At 30.3% G+C, this 20,150-nt stretch carries 25 protein-coding genes; 12 read left to right on the top strand and 13 right to left on the bottom strand.

Annotation, left to right across the window (positions count from 1 at the left end; genetic code table 11):
• Positions 1–44: 44 nt before the first annotated feature.
• From DFR85_RS24360 to cysS, 3 genes are read left to right on the top strand one after another with little or no spacing between them, the layout of a single operon-like run.
• Entirely contained in the window at positions 45–482 is a 438-nt protein-coding gene (locus tag DFR85_RS24360; protein WP_110270506.1) for a hypothetical protein, read from the top strand.
• Complete coding sequence (locus DFR85_RS24355) at positions 475–1,377, top strand: bifunctional phosphoglucose/phosphomannose isomerase (RefSeq protein WP_110270505.1); 903 nt, start codon at positions 475–477, stop codon at positions 1,375–1,377. Before DFR85_RS24360 ends, DFR85_RS24355 begins: the two co-directional genes overlap by 8 nt.
• Before the next feature lie 14 nt (positions 1,378–1,391).
• On the top strand, positions 1,392–2,798 hold the full coding sequence (gene cysS, locus DFR85_RS24350; protein ID WP_110270504.1) for a cysteine--tRNA ligase: 1,407 nt from the start codon (positions 1,392–1,394) through the stop codon (positions 2,796–2,798).
• On the opposite strand, the gene DFR85_RS24345 is transcribed toward cysS, so the two are convergent.
• Positions 2,779–3,204: an NUDIX hydrolase gene (locus tag DFR85_RS24345; protein WP_110270503.1), complete on the bottom strand. Its 426-nt coding sequence runs from the start codon at positions 3,202–3,204 to the stop codon at positions 2,779–2,781. The genes cysS and DFR85_RS24345 overlap by 20 nt on opposite strands.
• Positions 3,205–3,254: 50 nt before the next feature.
• Here DFR85_RS24345 and DFR85_RS24340 point away from each other — a divergent pair, with 50 nt between their 5' ends.
• Both DFR85_RS24340 and DFR85_RS24335 read left to right on the top strand, forming a co-directional pair.
• Positions 3,255–4,532 carry a hypothetical protein gene (locus tag DFR85_RS24340; RefSeq protein ID WP_110270502.1) on the top strand — a complete coding sequence of 426 codons (1,278 nt, stop codon included), beginning with the start codon at positions 3,255–3,257 and terminating at the stop codon, positions 4,530–4,532.
• Positions 4,533–4,599: 67 nt separating this feature from the next.
• Positions 4,600–5,865: a Glu/Leu/Phe/Val family dehydrogenase gene (locus tag DFR85_RS24335; protein ID WP_110270501.1), complete on the top strand. Its 1,266-nt coding sequence runs from the start codon at positions 4,600–4,602 to the stop codon at positions 5,863–5,865.
• On the opposite strand, the gene DFR85_RS24330 is transcribed toward DFR85_RS24335, so the two are convergent.
• The 5 genes from DFR85_RS24330 to DFR85_RS24310 form a co-directional block, all read right to left on the bottom strand.
• The gene (locus DFR85_RS24330) at positions 5,857–6,114 is read right to left on the bottom strand and encodes a TIGR00304 family membrane protein (RefSeq protein ID WP_110270500.1); all 258 of its coding nucleotides are present in this window, start codon (positions 6,112–6,114) and stop codon (positions 5,857–5,859) included. The genes DFR85_RS24335 and DFR85_RS24330 overlap by 9 nt on opposite strands.
• Positions 6,115–6,120: 6 nt before the next feature.
• Positions 6,121–7,605, bottom strand: coding sequence for an ATP-dependent nuclease (locus tag DFR85_RS24325; protein WP_110270499.1), 1,485 nt, complete (start codon positions 7,603–7,605; stop codon positions 6,121–6,123).
• 110 nt (positions 7,606–7,715) lie between these two features.
• Positions 7,716–8,495, bottom strand: coding sequence for an SDR family oxidoreductase (locus tag DFR85_RS24320; RefSeq protein WP_110271841.1), 780 nt, complete (start codon positions 8,493–8,495; stop codon positions 7,716–7,718).
• On the bottom strand, positions 8,473–9,084 hold the full coding sequence (udg, locus tag DFR85_RS24315) for a type-4 uracil-DNA glycosylase (protein WP_110270498.1): 612 nt from the start codon (positions 9,082–9,084) through the stop codon (positions 8,473–8,475). The genes DFR85_RS24320 and udg overlap by 23 nt, the downstream gene beginning before the upstream one ends.
• Before the next feature lie 281 nt (positions 9,085–9,365).
• Entirely contained in the window at positions 9,366–9,860 is a 495-nt protein-coding gene (locus tag DFR85_RS24310) for a hypothetical protein (protein WP_110270497.1), read from the bottom strand.
• Between the two features lie 39 nt (positions 9,861–9,899).
• Between DFR85_RS24310 and DFR85_RS24305 the strand changes: the two genes are divergently transcribed.
• Positions 9,900–10,196 (top strand): hypothetical protein, encoded by a 297-nt coding sequence (locus tag DFR85_RS24305; RefSeq protein WP_110270496.1) that lies wholly within the window; start codon positions 9,900–9,902, stop codon positions 10,194–10,196.
• Here DFR85_RS24305 and DFR85_RS24300 read toward each other — a convergent pair.
• The 3 genes from DFR85_RS24300 to DFR85_RS24290 all read right to left on the bottom strand — a co-directional run bounded on the left by DFR85_RS24300 (position 10,185) and on the right by DFR85_RS24290 (position 12,155).
• The gene (locus DFR85_RS24300) at positions 10,185–11,060 is read right to left on the bottom strand and encodes a sulfite exporter TauE/SafE family protein (protein WP_110270495.1); all 876 of its coding nucleotides are present in this window, start codon (positions 11,058–11,060) and stop codon (positions 10,185–10,187) included. The two genes, DFR85_RS24305 and DFR85_RS24300, sit on opposite strands and share 12 nt — an antisense overlap.
• A gap of 133 nt (positions 11,061–11,193) precedes the next feature.
• Entirely contained in the window at positions 11,194–11,766 is a 573-nt protein-coding gene (locus DFR85_RS24295) for a DedA family protein (RefSeq protein ID WP_246252853.1), read from the bottom strand.
• A complete protein-coding gene (locus DFR85_RS24290) occupies positions 11,763–12,155 on the bottom strand; it encodes a metal-dependent transcriptional regulator (RefSeq protein WP_110270494.1) in 393 nt (130 codons plus the stop codon). The genes DFR85_RS24295 and DFR85_RS24290 overlap by 4 nt, the downstream gene beginning before the upstream one ends.
• Positions 12,156–12,193: 38 nt before the next feature.
• On the opposite strand from DFR85_RS24290, the gene DFR85_RS24285 reads away from it, so the two are divergent.
• Positions 12,194–13,708 (top strand): cation:proton antiporter domain-containing protein, encoded by a 1,515-nt coding sequence (locus DFR85_RS24285; RefSeq protein WP_210433908.1) that lies wholly within the window; start codon positions 12,194–12,196, stop codon positions 13,706–13,708.
• A 70-nt stretch (positions 13,709–13,778) separates the two neighbouring features.
• Complete coding sequence (locus DFR85_RS24280) at positions 13,779–14,645, top strand: dihydrodipicolinate synthase family protein (RefSeq protein WP_110270493.1); 867 nt, start codon at positions 13,779–13,781, stop codon at positions 14,643–14,645.
• Between the two features lie 50 nt (positions 14,646–14,695).
• On the opposite strand, the gene DFR85_RS24275 is transcribed toward DFR85_RS24280, so the two are convergent.
• Positions 14,696–15,286 carry a hypothetical protein gene (locus DFR85_RS24275; protein WP_162582735.1) on the bottom strand — a complete coding sequence of 197 codons (591 nt, stop codon included), beginning with the start codon at positions 15,284–15,286 and terminating at the stop codon, positions 14,696–14,698.
• An 80-nt stretch (positions 15,287–15,366) separates the two neighbouring features.
• Between DFR85_RS24275 and DFR85_RS24270 the strand changes: the two genes are divergently transcribed.
• Positions 15,367–15,774 (top strand): winged helix-turn-helix domain-containing protein, encoded by a 408-nt coding sequence (locus DFR85_RS24270; RefSeq protein ID WP_110270491.1) that lies wholly within the window; start codon positions 15,367–15,369, stop codon positions 15,772–15,774.
• On the opposite strand, the gene DFR85_RS24265 is transcribed toward DFR85_RS24270, so the two are convergent.
• Positions 15,764–16,051 (bottom strand): hypothetical protein, encoded by a 288-nt coding sequence (locus DFR85_RS24265; protein WP_168367150.1) that lies wholly within the window; start codon positions 16,049–16,051, stop codon positions 15,764–15,766. The genes DFR85_RS24270 and DFR85_RS24265 overlap by 11 nt on opposite strands.
• Positions 16,052–16,184: 133 nt before the next feature.
• On the opposite strand from DFR85_RS24265, the gene DFR85_RS24260 reads away from it, so the two are divergent.
• A complete protein-coding gene (locus DFR85_RS24260; protein WP_110270489.1) occupies positions 16,185–16,604 on the top strand; it encodes a cobalamin B12-binding domain-containing protein in 420 nt (139 codons plus the stop codon).
• Positions 16,594–17,541 (top strand): methylmalonyl Co-A mutase-associated GTPase MeaB, encoded by a 948-nt coding sequence (meaB, locus tag DFR85_RS24255; protein WP_168367149.1) that lies wholly within the window; start codon positions 16,594–16,596, stop codon positions 17,539–17,541. The genes DFR85_RS24260 and meaB overlap by 11 nt, the downstream gene beginning before the upstream one ends.
• A 3-nt stretch (positions 17,542–17,544) precedes the next feature.
• On the opposite strand, the gene DFR85_RS24250 is transcribed toward meaB, so the two are convergent.
• Together DFR85_RS24250 and DFR85_RS24245 are read right to left on the bottom strand one after the other, a co-directional pair.
• Positions 17,545–18,180, bottom strand: coding sequence for a DUF2250 domain-containing protein (locus tag DFR85_RS24250; protein ID WP_110270487.1), 636 nt, complete (start codon positions 18,178–18,180; stop codon positions 17,545–17,547).
• A complete protein-coding gene (locus DFR85_RS24245; RefSeq protein WP_110270486.1) occupies positions 18,180–18,767 on the bottom strand; it encodes an alpha/beta fold hydrolase in 588 nt (195 codons plus the stop codon). The genes DFR85_RS24250 and DFR85_RS24245 overlap by 1 nt, the downstream gene beginning before the upstream one ends.
• 153 nt (positions 18,768–18,920) lie before the next feature.
• On the opposite strand from DFR85_RS24245, the gene DFR85_RS24240 reads away from it, so the two are divergent.
• Positions 18,921–20,150: an NAD(P)/FAD-dependent oxidoreductase gene (locus DFR85_RS24240; protein ID WP_110270485.1), complete on the top strand. Its 1,230-nt coding sequence runs from the start codon at positions 18,921–18,923 to the stop codon at positions 20,148–20,150.

Genomic DNA, 20,150 nt, shown 5'->3' with positions numbered 1-20,150 from the left:
CCTAGATTTAAGACTTTATAATCAAATATGAGATATAGAGAACTATGATTGCTAAGACTAGAATGGAAAATCTCTATAGGGAGATAGAAGGATTACAGCAAATAAATTTAAGTCTAGCCGAACAGGGAATTTTATCTTTTCTTAAAGAACAAGCAAGAAAAGAAGAAGATCTTATATTGGAATTTGAGAAAAATATATCAGAAAAAAAGTGGGACGAGTCGTTAATTTCTTTCTTCCAATTAGGTCAAAGAACAAATTTAATATTTTCATACCTAGTGCAACCAGCTGTCATTAGCTCTCTTTCCTCCAGTAAGATCGCAGAAATAGCACAAGATCTAGTAGACTGTTTATCTACCACAATAGCAGAGGCAGTAATATCACTAAAAAATAACATGAAAAACATAGGTATAGAAAGTATAACCTCTAGTCTAAATTCTAATCCTCCATCAATAAATATATCACTGGTGCTTAAAAGTGCTTGATATTTACTTAAACTGGTATACATTATTTGATGAAATAAAGAACATAGACGTGCCAGAAATTTCCACTAATAAGATAGTTTATACTGGGATGGGAGGAAGCTATATCCCTGGAAAAATAGCAGAAATTCTAAATTTACCTCTAGATTATACAGTAGTTTCTGGAATACCAAGAAATCTAGATAAAGATACAACTCTAATAGCAGTAAGCTATTCAGGTACAACAAAAGAAACAATATATGCAGTTAATTACGGAATTAAAAAGGAATCTAAGATAATAGTTATAACATCAGGAGGTGATCTAGAAAAAATTGCTATAAATAAAAATATTCCATTAATTAAAGTAAAAGGACTTTCACAAACTAGATATTCTTTTCCTGTACTATTTACGCCGTTGATAAAGATGCTTGCTAAAAAAGCAAATACTAGAATTAATATTGACGAACTAAAAGAAGGAATTATAGAAAGTTCTGATAAAATGATAAAAATGAGTGAAGATTTAGAACAAAAGATAGAAAATAATTTGCCAGTATTTTATGCTTCAAGATATTTTCCATTAGCTATAAGATTTAAACAAGAAATAAATGAAAACGCCAAATATCCTGCATTTTATGGCTTAATTCCTGAAGTTAATCATAACGAAGTAGAAAGCTATGTTAACGGAAAATATTTAATACCGATTGTTATTGGAGATGATGACATTGATAAAGTTACTATAGAGACTCTAAATGCACTGCAAATATCCCCATTATTCAAAAGTGAACTTAAAAATATCTCTTCAATACTCTTGTTAGCTGGATTAACATCAATAAGATTAGCCAATTCATTAGGAGAAAATCCAGAGAAGCTTAATATAATACCAAAGGCTAGATCGCTTACAGCTAATGTATTTAAGTAGTTCTTTTACTTCTTATTTTTGTGATTAGACTCTATAACACATTTGGAAGAAAAATAGAAGATTTTAACGTTGAAAATAATACAGTAAGAATGTATGTATGTGGTCCTACTGTTTATGATTATGTCCACATAGGTCATGGAAGAACATTTGTGGCTTTTGACGCAATAAGCCGTTACCTTAAACTAAGAGGTTTTAACGTTATTAGAGTTCAAAATATAACTGATATTGATGATAAAATAATTAATAAATCAAAAGAAACTGGTAAAAGCTGGGAAGAAATAGTTGACGATTATTCCAGAGATTATATAGATAATCTTAATGCCTTAAAAGTAAAGATAGACCTTCACCCTAGAGTTTCTAATCATATTAATGAGATAATAGATTTTATACAAAAATTAATAGATAAAGGAAATGCCTACATAGCACCTAGTGGAAGTGTTTATTTTGACGTAGATACTTATTCTAAGTATGGAGAACTTTCTAATACAAAAAAGGAAGAATGGAACCAAGGAGAAGAATTTATAAAGGAAAAAAGACATGCATATGATTTCGCTTTATGGAAGTCTAAAAAGCCGGGAGAACCGTTTTGGAAATCTCCATGGGGAGAAGGAAGACCCGGATGGCATATAGAGTGTTCTACTATGTCTACTAGATATCTAGGAGAGAGTTTCGATATACATGGGGGAGGAATGGACCTAATATTTCCTCATCATGAGAATGAAAGAGCACAGTCTGAATCATATACTGGAAAACTATGGGTAAGGTATTGGATGCATGTAGCGTTTCTTACAATAAAGAAAACTAAAATGAGTAAATCTTTAGGAAATATTATTCCACTTAAAGACGCAATAAGATCTTATGGACCTTCAGTATTAAGATATTGGTTCCTATCCTCTCACTATAGATCTCAAGTAGATTTTAACGAAGATTCATTAGAGCAAAGTAAGGCCTCTTTAAATAGACTTAAAGATGCTATGTCGATAATTCGAAATATTCTTTCTGAAGGACCAAAGAGTTATTCAACAGACGAAGATATAAAAATTCAGAAGAATATAGTTTCTGAAATAGAAAAATTCCATGAAAGCATGAGTGATGATTTCGATACTGCTAACGCATTGTCTCATATTCATAATATTGCTAGTATAATCTTTTCCAAACTAGAGAACACTAGAGATTTTATGGGAGCCTCTATAGCATTTGACGCTTTTAGACAATTTAACGAAGTTTTTGGAGTCATGGATGAGGAATTTAGTCTCGCATATGATAGATTATCTAAAATAATAGATTCTATTGTAGAAATAAGAAATGAATTAAGAGCTAAAAAAATGTATGATCTTTCGGATGAAATACGCAGTATTCTAGAGAATAATGGAATTAAGATACTTGATAGTAAAGAAAAATCTACTTGGAGATTTCAGTAATAAAAATGGGAAGTTTCTCTTTATTATTGTAGCGAATTAGCATCTCTTTTGTCGTAGGAGAAGTATTAAGATTTTTTATCTCATCAACAGAGAAAAATTTAGCGTCAGCTGCATCTGATGATGGCTTAAGATTTCCTCCAACTATTTCGCAAAGAAAATCTAAAATCACATAATGAAATCCCTCCTTTATCATTTGTATTAAAGATAGCAAATTTAGAACCTTAACTTGTAAATTAGTTTCTTCTAATATCTCTCGTTTTACTGCATCCTCTAATGTTTCTCCATATTCTAGTTTTCCGCCAGGTATGGCCCACATATCCTTGTTTGGTGGATGAGCGCGTTTTACCAATAATATTTTATTTCTCTCAATAATGACTCCACCTACTGCTACTAGAGGTCTATCCATGTGGAATCTTCTGGATAAAAGTTATTAAACTATTGGTAAGGTGTTATATGATGTCAAAATATATATTGGCAATATCGTTAATCCTCATATTTATATTCCCTATACTCTCATTAGCAATACCTAACGCGCCTACAAATATAACAAATTATAAAAGTAGTATTACATTTTATAATAATTTAACATATAAAATAGTAGCATATAATACATCAAGTAACTCTACTACTTCTAAGCTAAATTATACATATATAGCAAATTATTATGTAAAAAATTTCAATAATGGTAACGTTACTGTAAATGTAGAGATAAATGATACTAGTACCCAATCAATGTCGCAAAATAAAACTTTCAATTTTACGTTAATAAAAAGTGGTACGTATAACGTTAGTCTTCAGAAAGATTTTCTTAACCTTAATTATCCATTTATAGCTCCGGAATATATATTTAATAATACATATACTTTACAATCTTCTATTTCGTCAATTTCATTAACGTTTATAAACTACTCAACTGTAAAAATCTCTGGCGTTAATTATAACACGACAGAATTCTCTTTTTCAACAACTTCATTAAGCGGAAAAATTTGGGTATTAACCAATGGAAACATAGCAAAGCTTGAAACTACATATAAGGGATTAAGCGTAAATATGACTTTAGAGAGATTTGCTTCATTATTTACGGGAGATTTAACCCAAATATATCTTCCGAAGAACCTACTAAATATATCATATCTATATGCAGTTTTCGAATATTCGTCTTTTGCTAATACTACTCAAAGTGTAGGAGATGAAGAAATCGTATATCCAGTAGTTTTCTCCAACGGTATAATAGGAGAATCTGCCTATAGCTTAAATACAATAAGTGGGCAACCTATTGTAGATACTACTGATTTTACTATTCACATAGCAAATTATACTCACATAGAGATTACATTCTATCCAAACATGACTAAAACTATATTATGGAACTCTATTCCGTTTAAATTTGTAGGATATAAGAATATTTCTATATTTAATAAACAATATAGTAATACGCTTGTATATACTAACTCAACTAACTCAACAATACAAACGTTGATATTTAATAAATCAGGAATTTTATTAGAAGAATCCATTAAACAAAATATATCAAATACTTTCATTACTGAGTTAAGTATAAAATATCTTGGAAACAAGTTTTATGGAAACAATATAACGTTTATAAATCTAAATGCTTATAACAATACTGCATTACCATTCAAAGCCATAGCACCCACATTATCTCTTGTAGCGACTATTGTTATTACATTAGTTCTTGTAGCAGTTCTTGTCATTTTGCATAGAAGAGAATAAACATACTTATACAATTTAAGTAAGAAATAAGTAAGATTTTTTTTGGGAAATATTAACACTAATCTTGATGACATCTGTAGAAGAAGTTTTAAGTTCTAATTTATATACACAACAAGTTAAAAAACTGTATAAAATAGGAGATATATTAGGCTTACATGAAGATGAGTTACAAGCACTTTCAACTCCCGAAAGAGTACTGCAAGTAAAAATTCAAATCTTAAGTAAAGATGGAAAAATAAGAACATTTACTGGATGGAGATCTCAGCATAATAGTGCATTAGGACCTTACAAGGGAGGAGTTAGATATCATCCAAATGTTACGCAAGATGAAGTCATAGCATTATCAATGATAATGACATGGAAGAATTCTTTATTGCAATTGCCATATGGAGGAGGAAAGGCTGGAATTAGAGTTGATCCTAAGACCTTATCTAAGCAAGAGCTTGAAATGCTTTCTAGGAACTTTATTGATGCGTTATATAAGTATATAGGAAGCGAAATAGATGTTCCTGCTCCAGACGTAAATACTGATTCCCAAATAATGGCTTGGTTTTTAGATGAGTACAATAAAATCTCAGGGAAAATTGATCTTGGTGCTTTTACTGGTAAACCTGTAGAATTAGGAGGTATAGCAGTGAGGGAATACAGTACTGGACTAGGTCTAACACATACTGCAAAAATAGCCGCTGAAAAATTCCTGGGCGGTATAGAAGGAAAGACAGTAATAATACAAGGGTTTGGAAATCTTGGCTCATATGCGGCTAAATTCTTTACAGAATTAGGAGCTAAGGTTGTAGGAATAAGCGATTCTAAAGGCGGAGTATTAGATTATAATGGAATTGATGTTGATAAAGCATTAGAAATAAAAGCAAAGACAGGCTCTGTTATTGATTATCCTGATGGAAAGAAAGTAAGCAATGATGAACTTCTTATTAGTGACTGTGATATACTAGTACCTGCTGCTCTAGAAAATGTTATAACAAAATACAACGCACCAAAAATTAAAGCTAAGTTAATAGTGGAAGGAGCTAATGGACCATTGACAGCTGATGCTGATGAAATTCTTAAAGAAAAACAAATACCAGTTGTTCCAGACATACTTGCTAATTCAGGAGGTGTAGTAGGAAGTTATGTAGAATGGGCTAACAATAAGATGGGAGAAATAATAGAGGATGAAGAAGCAAGGAAATTAATATTAAGTAGAATGGAAAGAGCTTTTGATGAGATGTATAAGAAATATAATAAACTTGGCGATCAAGATCTAAGAACATCTGCCATGGTAGTAGCAGTAGAAAGGGTAATAAAAGCAATGAAATCAAGAGGCTTAATATAAGCTTGGAAGTATGTATAGAAGAACTAAAATAATCGTTATTATTAGTGCTATTATTATCATCCATTTTTCTACCTTTTTTGAATTACCAAAAATTATAGGTACAGGTCCTATAAATATTATACCTCCAGCACTTGTTCTAGTATTTTCATTCTTTTCAGAATTTTTAAAGACGTCATATATAAACCCTATAAATACTATGAAAAATCCTAACAGAACCAAAAATATACCTAGTTGAATTATCCCTTCCATATTTTATTATACTGCTTGAAAAGATTTAATTTTATTTGCTAAAAGTTCCACCTCTTTTGGTATTTCTATGCTATCTATTCTTGTAACAATATCACTTAATGAAGATCTTAATATTGAATAATCTAGTCCACGTCTTTTAAATATGTTTATTAGCCACCTTAAGTTTTCCTCCTTACCTAAATCCTTAAGTTCTTTATCATCAGGATATATACCTAAAGTTTTTAACGCCTCGAGAATTCCAGTTTTACTATAAAATGATTCTACTTCTCTTCCTAATGGTAGGCAATATTCAGCCATAGAAGAGTCAATTCTATCGCACATTCCTAGAAACATGGTTTCAAGTCTTAGTATTTCTTTTAATTTTAGCCAGGCTTGAAGTTCGATATCTGATTTTACACTAAAGATTGAAATACCATTGTATTCCGGGTTTACACTTAGCCTTTTGAGCCAATTCGAAATTGCATTAGGATCTGCGTATTCATTGCATAGAATAACTATTCTACTAAACAATAGATCACTCAAACTAACCTTTAAAATACTTAATAGACTCCTTAAATTTTCAGTAGGAGTTATTGAGATAGCCTTGGAATATGCTGAGGCTTTCTTAAGAACTATATAATTATCTATATCTGTAGACACTATGAAGGGAGAATGAGTTGTCATAAAAACTTGTAACGTATTATTATCAGTCCAATTTTTTAATAGTTTAGCTATTTTATACTGCAATGTAGGATGCATATTTACTTCTGGCTCTTCCACTAAAAGTACCTTATTTCCACTTAACCAAATGACAAAAAGCATAAGGATAACTCTTTGAAAACCACTAGCAGCAAGATCAATATATATAGGTAAATTATATACATTTAAAACTAATTTTTTCGAATCCCAAATTTCCATTCCTCTTATCTCAGGTATTGTTGCACTAACCAAATTGACAAAATCGTACCAATACTTTCTCAAATTTATAGGAGATCTACTTATTTCTGTTATTCTTCTCATTACATCATCAAAATAGTTTTGGTCAAATATTGGCACATATTCTACTTGTTGAGATGCATATTCAAATAACTTCTTTACTTCATCAATATTATCCTTATTTGGTACAGTACCGTTGACCTTAAGTAAATCTAAATCCCATTCTAAATACCCATTAGTATATCTCAGTTTATTTATTATCTCTATATTCATTGTTTGGATTTTTCCAGTAGCTTTTTCTACCTCTTGTTCATTAAATTGAAGTTTACCCCCCAAATATATAATCTTTGATGTATCGTACCCTTGCCACAATAGCATGAACTCCTGGTTTCTATCTTCTACAGACTTTTTATCTAAACCGGCAGCGATATTTTTTATAAATATATACATTGCAGTTAGTAAATTTGTTTTTCCATAACCGTTAAAACCTACTATAACATTAAATCCACCAAGGGAATCTAAATTAACGTTACTAAGACTTCTAAAATTGTTAGTGTAAAACTCAATGAGTCTCAATACTACTCACTACCCCTCTTTTTTGTAAAGATATAATATAACCATTAGCCAAATTAATGCACTTAAGTCTCTAAATGAAGAAAAAAGAGAGTATTATCTGCCCAAATGTTTTAAAAAGTTGCTTTAATATAGCCTCCATCCACAGGAATTAAAGCCCCTGTAATATACGTTGATAGTTCAGAAGCAAGAAATATTATAACATTAGCTACTTCCTCAGGTAATGCCATACGACCTAACGGTACGTCCTTAACTATATCGTTTATTATATCAGATTCTGATCTGTTCTCTCTCCTAGATCTGTCCTTAACCAACTGATCTACGCGTTCTGTTAATGTCCATCCAGGTATTACACCATTAACTAATATTCCCTTATGCGCAAGTTGATTCGAAACAGATTTTATAAGACCCGCTAATGAAAGTCTAATGACGTTTGAAAGATCTAGGTTTTCTAAAGGCTGTTTAATGCTAATAGACGTAGATAATATTATTCTACCATTGTTTTTCATGAATTTAGATACTTCTCTTATAGAAACAACTGCACTCATTAATAATAGTTTAAATCCTTCTTCCCAATCATTATCCGTCAATTCAAATAAATTTCCAGGTTTAGGACTTCCAGCAACATACACAAAAACATCTATTCCATTAAGAATTTCGTTACCTTTCAGTATAAGATTCTTAATTTCTTCTATTGATCTAAGATCTGCTTTTAAGTAATATACATCTCCTATATCTTTCAATTTGTTATATGCGTCAAGCAGTTTTTGTTCATCATGAGAGGATATTAAAACATGTGCTCCTTCTTCTAAAAATCTTTTAGCGGTAGCATATCCTATGCCTTTACTAGCAGCAGTTACTATTACCTTTTTATTTCGTATTCCTAGGTCCATTTTCATTCATAAAATTATCAAGAGTAAACAATTTTGAACCTATCTTACTACCTAATACCTTAAAATCTTTTTCAAGAACCTCCTTCAGATTAGGATTATATAAAGCAGCTGCCGGATGATAAGTAGGAAATATGAGAATATTGTTCCATTCATAAAATTTTCCTCTGACTTTAGATATAGACGTTACATTTATATTAACTTTTTTAAGCATATAAATTGTAGAATATTTTCCCAATGTTACTATTATTTTAGGATTTATCAGAGATATTTGAGTTTCTAAATAAGGGGAACAAGAAGAAATTTCATCAGATTCTGGATCTCTATTATTGGGAGGCCTACATTTTACTAAATTAGTAATATATACTTTTTCTCTATCTAGCCCTATACTTTTTAATAGTTCATCTAAGAGTTTCCCAGCAGATCCTACGAATGGCCTACCCATTTTGTCTTCTGTAGCTCCAGGCGCTTCGCCTACAAAAAGAACTGACGCCTTAGGATTACCTTCACCAGGAACCGCATTAGTTCTACTTATGGAAAGCTTACATAACTTACAACTTCTTATTGTGCTATTTAATTCGTCTAAATCCATTGTCTTTGTAATAGAGTTTTTAAAGATATATTCTTAGATATTAAAGTCAGTATTATCAATATCAGTTTAACTACTAAACTTAATTATAATTCTTATAAAGCAGTCTTGTGAAATCTTTATCTTTGCATTTTTAGATCAACAATACTAAAGTTATTGGAAATATCAGTATACAAAGCAACTATGAATCTTTGCATCAGTTTATCGACCCGATCTTCACTTTATCTGTTTATGTCGGCCTCATCATTTGTATCCCGCCCGGCTATAGACCTTCATCCGTGCATTTACTGCAAGTCTGGACCAGATAGAGGGCGGGACGATTTTGATTTCTTATAGAATCTATAAAATCTATAAAGGAAAATAATTAAGACTATCTGGCCTAAATCTAACTGCATAGCCGTAGCTCCATTATACTTTATAAGAACAAAAAATGGTAAGAACATAATATAAGGTCTCCAGACATCCCAAATAAAATAATAATTAATATAATTAAGAATTATGAATGAAAGCGCAGAAGAATCAATTATTATATTATATAATACGTTTTTATTTCCCCATAATATTATGGCAGACAATATAAATATTATAAGTGAGATAAAAGCAGAAAATGAGAAACCTACTGGTATTCCAAGATTATAATATTCTCCATCGTATGCATACACTTTAGGTTCGTCAAGAGGAGCAAAAGGTGCTACGCTTAATGATATCATGAATATCAATATGGATCCAATAATCACATAGATGTAATATCTAGATAGTACTAGTTTCTTTTCATTCATGGATAACTCTTTAACGTCTGGCTATAAAGAGTTTTTCAAATGTCAAATAATAAAGAATTTATAAGGCTTCAGGACCTTATCTTAGAGAAAACTTCATTAGAAAAGGTAAAGCTTCATATTGAGAATAGGAAAGAAAAGACAGTATATAAATGGGTAAGTTCTGAATTAAGTGGATTTTTAATAAAACACGATAAAGATTTGAATCCATATGTAGAGAAAATTATATCTGATATCAAAGCTGAAAACTATTCAGAGCTATTATCAGACATAAATGCAACAATTGATATAATATCAAAAAAAATTAATGAGCTTTATGATTATCTATCAAATTCCTAGAATATGTAGCAATAAATATAAACCATTAATACTAGTATACATTGTATATATGGCTACTATTATTATAATAATAGCAAATATTTTTCTTAACAGCCCTCTAGGCATTCTAGATGCTATAGAAGCTCCTGCATATCCACCTGCTATTCCCCCTAAAAGGTATAATATACTAACTATGAAAAGTACGTAGCCTGAAAATGTATATGAAATTGCAGATGCTACTCCGAATGTGCCTACAGCTATTAAGGACGTACCTACTGCTCTAACCATACATAAGCCAGTACTAAATAGCAATCCTGGTACCACTAAAAATCCGCCACCTATACCAAAATATCCAGAAGCAAAACCCACTAAGAATCCTGCAGGAATAACTTTCTTTATAGATACTGAAGATATAAGAGATGATAAACTAAAGCCTTTTGAAGCATCTACGTTAGATTGCGAAACTATTTTCTTTTGAGGTCTTAACATCATTAAAGCTACAACTATCATTAATATACTGAAGAAAAATAGTAACGAATTCCCTGGCGTTATTTTATCCAATGTTGTACCTGCAAATACTCCAACAAGCCCAGGTAATGTAAACATAATACCTTGAGGAACTTTTACATTACCTTTTTTAAAATGAATATAACTGTTTATGTATGCATTTAATCCTACAGCAAGAGCTGTAGTACCTATAGCTAAATGTACAGCATAACCTCTATCAGCTATTGGCACGGCATAATATAGACCAACGAAATACAGTAATAACGGTATAGCTAAAATAGATCCACCGCCTCCTATTAATCCTAGACTAAATCCTACAAGTATACCAGAAACTATTGAAAGAAGATATTGCAAAGGAGTAAGATCTATGACGACCATAATTAACTTTATTTCCTTAAAACATAAAAAAGTTTTTGTATCTTAAAAACTTATATATTGATACACTTTTCGACATTACTATATTGTTTTACAGATTTTATATAAATTTATTTTAAATATCTTATTTTTGAAATTAAATCTTAAAAAACAATACTTTAAGTTTATTTCGTATTATATATAATATAATTCCAATGACTAACAATATTGTAATATATATCAAATATCTATATACAGTACTAATTAACAACTCCCAGCTTGAAGGAAATGCAAATCCGATCCAGACTAATATAGAATCCCATATTATATTTCCTAAAAAAGTCGATATAAGGAATTTTACTATTTGCATACTTGCAATCCCTGCAGGGAATGATATTAATGCTCTAAATTCAGGGACGAATCTAAAAATGAATACCGAAAAAGTCCCATATTTCGAAAACCATAGATTTAATTTATTCAATTTAATAGAGGTCAAACCAAAAATTTTTCCATATTTATGTAAGAATGGTATTCCAAGCTTAAAAGCTATAAAATAGTCTACTATAGAACCCACTATCGAACCTAAAGTAGATATAATAATTACGTAAACTGGGTTTGTTAAACCTTGAGAAGAATAGTAACCCGCTAAAGGAAGAATTATTTCACTAGGTACAGGGAATCCTATACTTTCCACAATCATTAGAAGAAAAATTTCTAGATAGTCTATCAAGGAATATCTTCACCATGAGGACAATTATGAGGCTTCCCTAAAAACTCATATAGCTTCTCAACTATTTCGTCCGGAACCATTAGATCAAATTGTTGTGAATATTTACAAGCTTCGTCCTTATCTACACCCAATTTTACTAAAAATGATTCTATAACTCTATGAGCTCTGACAGCTTTCATTATATAGTTTATACCATTATTTGTTATCCAGATTTCCGATTTCTCCTTTGTTACCATACCTTTCTCACTTAGATGATTTATTTCTTCATACGCACTAGCCGGACTTACCTCTACTTCTTTTGCTATGTTAGTTAACCTAGCAGGCTTTCCATCGTCATTATACTTCTTTATTATTAGTAGATATTGTAACTCTCTATGAGAAATTTTCATCAATTTTATTATAGCTTAGAATCTAATAAGCCTTTACTATGAACGTTCTTATAATTACGCTATTATATCTAGGAATAATGTTATTTTTGGCAAAACTTGCAGAAGAATTATTTTCTAGGTTAGGTTTAATTCCGTTTGTTGGAGCAATATTTATTGGAATAATCTTAGGTGAAGGAGTAACTGACTTTATCAAGGTTAATGAGATAATATCGTTTATAACGTCATTAGGAATAGTTTTTTTGTTATTTTTAGCTGGAGCAGAAGAAATAAATATGGAACAAAAATTAGATAAAAAATTAGTATTAACATCTATAATTCAGATTACTATCCCATTTTCTTTAGTTTTAGTTGTTTTATATATACTAAATGTACCTCATTATCTGATACTTATAATACCACTTATAATGACAAGTGCAGGACCATTAACGCGACTTTTAATAGATCTTGGAATTACAAAAAGTGAATTTGGTGTAAATCTTTTTTATCAAGCCACAATAGTAGAAATAATCTCAGTAATTTTGTTTGCAATTTTCTTAGGTATAAATGGAAATCTACTCTATACTGCATTAGAAATAATAGCTATTTTCGTTTTAATATTTGCTCTAGGTCCATTCTTATCTAGATTGTTAGAGAAAATAGAAGGATATATAAAAGTAAGAGAAATAGAATTTGCTAGTATTATCTCATTAATCTTGATAATAGGTTTTTTATCTGAAATTTTAAAATTTAATTCTGCAATAGCCGCACTATTTTTAGGATTCCTTTTAAGGAGATATTTAAAAGATAGACCAGAACTGTTAGAAAAACTACACGGATTCACATATGGTTTTTTTGAACCTTTATTCTTTGTAAGTATAGGCTTATTTTTCGTAAAAATAGATTATCAAATATTAATAATTGGAAGTATATTATTTATTGTAATATTTATATCAAAATTTTCAGCAGGCATTATTTCTAGTATGATAATAAAAAACAATTTATTTTTAAATGGCTTAGGAACGTCAACAAAAGGTGGCGTAGACGCATCATTATTAATAAGCGCATTAACGATTAATGCGATTACTCCGTCAGAATACTCATATTCTGCTTTGGCTATAACATTTTCGGCACTATTTATTCCTTTATTATTCAAACTAAGAAGTGGATATAAAGTTGAAAGGAAAGAGAAAATTAAATTGAATACTAAGGTTTCCTTAATTTTATCGCAATTTTCGTCTCCAATATTTGCCAATTGTAATGAGACACTAAGAGAAGCTATAAATAAGATTAATGAGAAAAATGCTAGAGCACTAGTCGTAGTAAGTGATATGAAACCTGTCGGAATAATAACAGTATCAAAATTATTGGAAATAAGTCCAGATTATTATGATAAACTCAGGTTATGTGATATGGAACTAGATGATATAGATATCATGCCATTAGATTCAAAAATATCAGATATATTAAAAAAATTTAGAGAAACCGAAACTCCAGTAATAGCTATAGTTGATAAAGATCACAGATTGCAATTAACAATATATGAGAGAGAACTTCTAAGGTTCTTAATAACTTGAACATCACTAAGCTAATGATTATGTAAATAGATTGCTTAAGCTTAAAATGTAGATTTTGGGCTTAAATTATATGGAAGGTATATTAACTGCACTAATAACACCTTTTGACGAAAAAGAAAACCTAAATTTAAGTATGTTAAAGAGCGTGATGGAATTTGATAAAAATAGAGGAGTTTCTTCTTTTTGGGTCTTAGGTACTTCAGGGGAATTTAATATGTTAAGTTTGGATGAGAAAATTTCAGTAGTAAAGACTGCTAGAGAATCAGTAAATAGTAAAATATTAGCTGGAATAAATGAAAACTCATTAAAGAATTCTGATATATTATTAAAGAATTTTGTGGATTTTGGAGTAGATGGAGTATTTTCAATACCTCCATTATATCACAAGCCAAATGATAAAGGAATTATACAGTTTTATGAAAATTTATCTAAGCCCGGATTACCGGTTTATATTTACAACATTCCGTCTTACGTAGGATATAACATAAGTTTAGATATACTAACGAAATTAGTAGATGATGGAATAATAGACGGTATGAAATATACTACTTCTGATATGGATTCTTTTATAAAGTACACTATGGTACTGAAGGAAATGAACAAAGATTTCAATATGCTAATAGGAAGTGATACATTAGTTTTACCAGCATTAATGTATGGAGCAGATGGTGCTGTATCAGGTATAGCAAATTTTGCACCAGAAATTATTTCATCTATTTATACTAAATATAAGGAAGGAGACTTTAAGGAGGCATATAAATATCAGTTAGTGGCCATAAAACTAAACAATGCAGTATCATTATCTGATTATCCCACTGGAATAAAAATAGCACTTAGATACAGAGGACTTTACGTAGGTAAATCAAGAAGTCCATTACAAGAAAATATATCAGCTGAAGCGTCAATATATGACACTATGAAAGAGTTTAATTTATGATGAGCTCGATGTAGTTTGACAATAATGAAATGAATATCCCCGACTGAAAATTAGTATATTATAATAATATATGTATAGTAATATTTCATATTATATTCTGTCCATATGGGAATAACAATTTCCGACTGTCTAGAAATATCTTTCAGATGTAACCCAACTTGTATTAATGTGTTATTACCAGATAGATATTCATGAATAAATGATATTTCATACAACGATGAATTATAACCTATAAAAATTTCTTTCAAACTATCTGACATTATATTAAATTCAATATTTCGATTAGAATTATTTATTACTATCTGTTGTGGATATACATAGAGTAAAGGATATATATATATCTTTGTATTTACTACAAAAGCGGGACCGTACTGAGGAATTTGTGTATCGTTGTTTATACAATATGAATTTATAATTGAATCAGTAGTTAATAGGACAGTATATTCGGCACTGAAATTATTATCACTAATGTTAAGCCTATATACTGCTGGAGAATTTTCCGTACTAAATTCTATATTTGGCATACTTACATTTGGAGAATTTTGAATTCTAGTGTAGTTACCTGCAGACATGTATATTGAAATATAAGCTAAAGTAATTGCCAATAATACTCCAGCTATTATCATTAGGATTGTTTTCACATAATACGTTTTTCATTTGTGTTTTTATATTTATTCCGTATATGCTTTAAGTAAGTTTTATGAATATAAAGTGACAATTAATGAGTGTGGAGAGCTTATACGGAACGAGAAGGAAAATTTATTATTATATACTTAGACAGAAAAATGCAGTTTCAATTAGAAAAATTCAACGAGATCTCAATTTAAGCTCTCCCTCTCTTGTACAATATCATTTAAAGAAATTAGAAGAAGATGGTCTAATCAAAGAAACAGAAAAAGGATACGTTGTTTCAAAAGTGATTTTATCTGATTATGTTAAATTCGCAAATTTTCTTATTCCTATATCAGCATTTTTAGCATCATTTTTTTTAACATCACTAATAATCTTAGTTGTATTTTTAAGATCACATATAATTGCATCACAAGTTTTTTCTGATATAATAATTTCAATTTCCGCATCCATATTCGTATATGATGTCATTAAAAAATATAGAGAAATTAAGCTTTAGTAACATAATAATAAAATAAGATGATAATCGTTGTGGTTATTATTGCTATAAGTAATGATGGATATACATAAACAGGATTCTTAGAAGAGCTCCACATACTAAATGCTATAGTATCAGTAATGCTTTGCAATAAAAGTAATACAGAAATTATAAGTAAAATAGCTGAAAGTTTTCCCTTAAATTCTGATCTTAGAGATTTAAACTCAATAAAAATCAATGAGGAGAATATTACAGATATTATTGCTAGAGATATATGAATATACCATAATTCAAACATAAAAGAATGTCTTCTTGAAGATATTATAAGCATTTGCCCAAATCTATCCTGTATATTGAAAAATATATATTATAAGAGATAATTCCAAAGAAAAGTTTAAACATTTTAAACAGATATGAAATAAAGATAACATATGGAAAAAAGAATAAAGGTCATAGTAGCAAAGTTGGGATTGGATGGACACGATAGAGGAGCTAAAGTAATAGCTAGAGCTTTAAAAGACGCTGGAATGGAAGTAGTATACACTGGATTAAGACAGACTCCTGAACAGATAGTAAAAACAGCAATTCAGGAGGATGCTGATGTAGTAGGAATAAGTATTCTTAGCGGCGCACACTTGGAATTAATACCTAAAGTAGTTGAGATTATGAGAAAAAATAATTTAAACGATGTTGGATTAGTAGTAGGAGGAGTTATTCCTCCAGAGGATATCCCAAAACTTAAAAGTATAGGAGTAGACGACGTATTTTTACCTGGATCCAGCTTAAAAGAAGTTGCTGAAAAAGTAAGACAAGTTGCTGAAAAGAAAAGAGGTATTAAAATTGAACCATGAATTACTTAAGAAAGCTCTTGAAGGAGACGAATTATCTATATCTAAAATATTTACTAATATAGAATACTCAACAAAAGATGGCATGGAATATCTAAAAGAACTTAGTTTAAGAGCAGGTAATGCGTATACTATAGGTATAACTGGTTCACCAGGCGCTGGCAAAAGTACGTTAATATCTGATTTAATAGAAGAATACGCAAAAAACGATTTAAAAATAGGAGTTATTATGATAGATCCAAGTAGTCCGTTTTCTAAAGGCTCTTTTATGGGAAACAGAATCAGAATGCAAGATAAAACCATGCTTAAAAACGTTTTTATAAGAAGTATAGCATCTAGGGGATTTTTAGGTGGAGTATCGGCCGAAGCTATAATGCTAATGGAGGCTATGGACGGTCTAGGATTTGATAAGATAATCGTGGAAACCGTAGGTTCTGGTCAAACAGACACTGATATAGTTTCTGCAGTGCACAGTATTTTGGTTCTAGTGATACCAGGCAGTGGAGATGAAATACAAGCATTAAAGGCAGGAATAATGGAAATTGGAGATTTTTACGTTATTAATAAATCTGATAAAATAGAAGCTGAGTCATTGTATAATTCTATAAAATTTGCTATAGAAAGTGGAGAAACGAATTGGAGAGATGGTTGGAAACCATCTATAATTAAAATTAGTGCGTTAAAAAAATATGGTATTAGTGAATTAATACAAGGTATTACACAACATGAAAAATTTGTAAAGGAACATGATCTATTCATTAAGAGAATATATCAAAGAAGACATAAGATTATTGAGCTATATTTAAAAAAGAAAATTGATGAGGTATTATTAAATACTATTAGAGAAAACGAAGATATAATTTCAGAATATGAGAAGAAAGGTACTGGTTTAACTGAAACTATAGAAGAAATTTATGAAAATTTCAAAAAGAAAATATAAACATTATCTAGGTAATAATCCTCTTCTCTTCATTTCTCTAACTACTAATTCTCCAGTTCTAGAGAGACCGTAATATTTATGATGAGTCCTTGTTTCTTTTTTAGGTTTTGATTTTCTTTCACCAAACTTTATTATTTTTGCTTTAGCTTCCTCAAGTAAGCCCATCCTTTCTAATTCCTCTAATTTTGGAGTAACTTCTTCAAGTGTTTTATGAGTTAACTTTGAATATGTTAAAGCATGATCTGCGTTTAATTCATCTGCTAAATTTAGAATTGTCTTAGCAAGATCATCGTTTTTTACCATATCAATATACGTTTTTATTAATATTTTTTCATCTAAATTTCTTAACAAATGATCTCCGTCTCTAGTTAGAGTATAATAAGTATGATGTTTATGTACCTCCGAACTCAACTTAAATTTAGCTTCTGTATTCTTTAAAGTAGCACCATGAACTCTTTCTATTAACCCCAACTGTTCTAGTTTATCTAGAATATCTACTACTTGATCAATGGGTATCTTAGTGTTAAGCATTATAGATTTTCCATAATCTATATTAGCCTTCTTAAGATGCTCCAATACCTCTAAGTACCTTTTATCTTTTAAAACTTCATAAAGTTTTGTTCGAAGTGTATCCTCCATCATAAGCCCTTCAGAAATGTCTTTATTTGCTCATTAAATCCATTAGGATCATCAAGATAGCATGCATGTTGATTTCCTATATTCACAAACTTAGCACTCTTAACGTATTTGAGTATTAATTCATAGTTATGTTTTGGTGAAACGTTATCATGTTTTCCCCAAATAAGGAGTATTGGAAGTCCATCTAAATCTTTGAGTTTATTTTCATACGATGATACTCCTACTGCTCCTACTAAAATTAAACCACCCAACTTCTTTGGATTATCTACGGCATATTCTAATACTGCTTCTCCTCCCATAGATGCACCTAATAATATTGGTTTATCTAACTTCATTGTCTCAATAAAGCTGGAAATAAAATCTGATAAATTTCCAAAATTGCCACTTTCAGACTTTCCAAAACCAGGAAAATCAATTGAAATTGCTCTATAGCCTACCTCAGCTATAGCAGATATTGTTCCTGTTTCTTCCCATGTATGAGCATTAAACCTTGCACCATGATGCAATACAACAGCCTTTCCATTTCCTGCTTCAATATAATGAATTTTTGCTCCGTTAACTTGAACAAACTTTTCCAGATTTTGCATAAATATACATTTACTTTAAAAGCTATAAAGTTTTTGAATAAGATTTTAGTAAAAAGAATTTTAAATTAAAATAGTCAATATATTGTAAGATAAATATAAACTATTTCAAAAAAAGATTTTTTAAGTATATGATCAAATATAATCAGACCTAATATGCCCAAAGTACTAGTTTTAGGAGGTAGATTTGGTGCTTTAACAGCAGCTTACACATTAAAAAGATTAGTAGGTAGTAGTGCAGATATTAAAGTAATTAATCAAAGTAGATTCTCATACTTTAGACCAGCCCTTCCACATGTTGCTATTGGAGTAAGAGACGTAGATGAATTAAAAATAGATCTTTCAGAAGCGTTACCAAATAAAGGAATAAAGTTTCAAGAGGGCAAAGTACAAAAAATAGATGCCAAAAATAGCAAGGTAATATATACCAAATCTGATGGATCTACAGAAGAGGAGGATTACGATTACGTAATTGTAGGTATAGGAGCACATCTAGCTACAGAGCTTATGAAGGGATGGAACGAGTATGGATATAGTGTATGTGAACCAGAATTTGCGTCTAAACTGAGAGAAAAACTAAATGAGTTCAAAGGAGGAAATATAACTATAGGATCTGGTCCTTTTTATCAAGGCCATAATCCTAAACCAAAAGTTCCAGAAAACTTCGTACCTAATGCAGATTCCGCATGCGAAGGGCCAGTATTTGAAATGTCTTTAATGCTTCATGGATATTTTAAGAAGAAAGGTTTACTTGATAAAGTAAAAGTCACAGTATTCTCTCCCGGAGAGTATTTATCTGATCTTTCCCCACAGTCTAGAAAAGCTGTAGCTAGTATATATCAACAACTTGGAGTGAAATTAGTTCACAATTTCAGAATTAAAGAAATAAGAGAACATGAAATAGTTGATGAGAAAGGTAATAAACTGGATTCTGATCTTACTATAGTTTTACCGCCATACACTGGAAATCCTGCACTAAAGAATTCTACTCCAGATCTAGTTGATGATGGAGGATTCATACCAACAGATCTAAATATGGTATCATTAAAATACGATAACGTATATGCAGTAGGAGACTCAAATTCAATGACAGTACCTAAACTAGGATATTTGGCCGTAATGACTGGAAGAATAGCAGCGCAACACTTAGCTAATAGATTAGGAGTTCATACAAAAATAGATTCATATTATCCTACAATAGTATGCGTAGCCGATAATCCATATGAAGGTTTTGCAGTTAGTGTGAAAGACGATACATGGTATGGTGGATCCATAACTGTCGCTGAACCTGCAGCTGTTAACCATCTTAAAAAAGAATTGTTTACAAAATACTTTATGTGGACAAAAGGAGATATGGCATTAGAAAAATTCCTAGCTAGCTGGTGA

The sequence above is a fragment of the Acidianus brierleyi genome (assembly GCF_003201835.2).
Classification (GTDB): domain Archaea; phylum Thermoproteota; class Thermoprotei_A; order Sulfolobales; family Sulfolobaceae; genus Aramenus; species Aramenus brierleyi.
The sequence above is the reverse complement of the archived record's forward strand: the minus strand, read 5'-3'. Positions and strand labels throughout refer to the sequence as shown.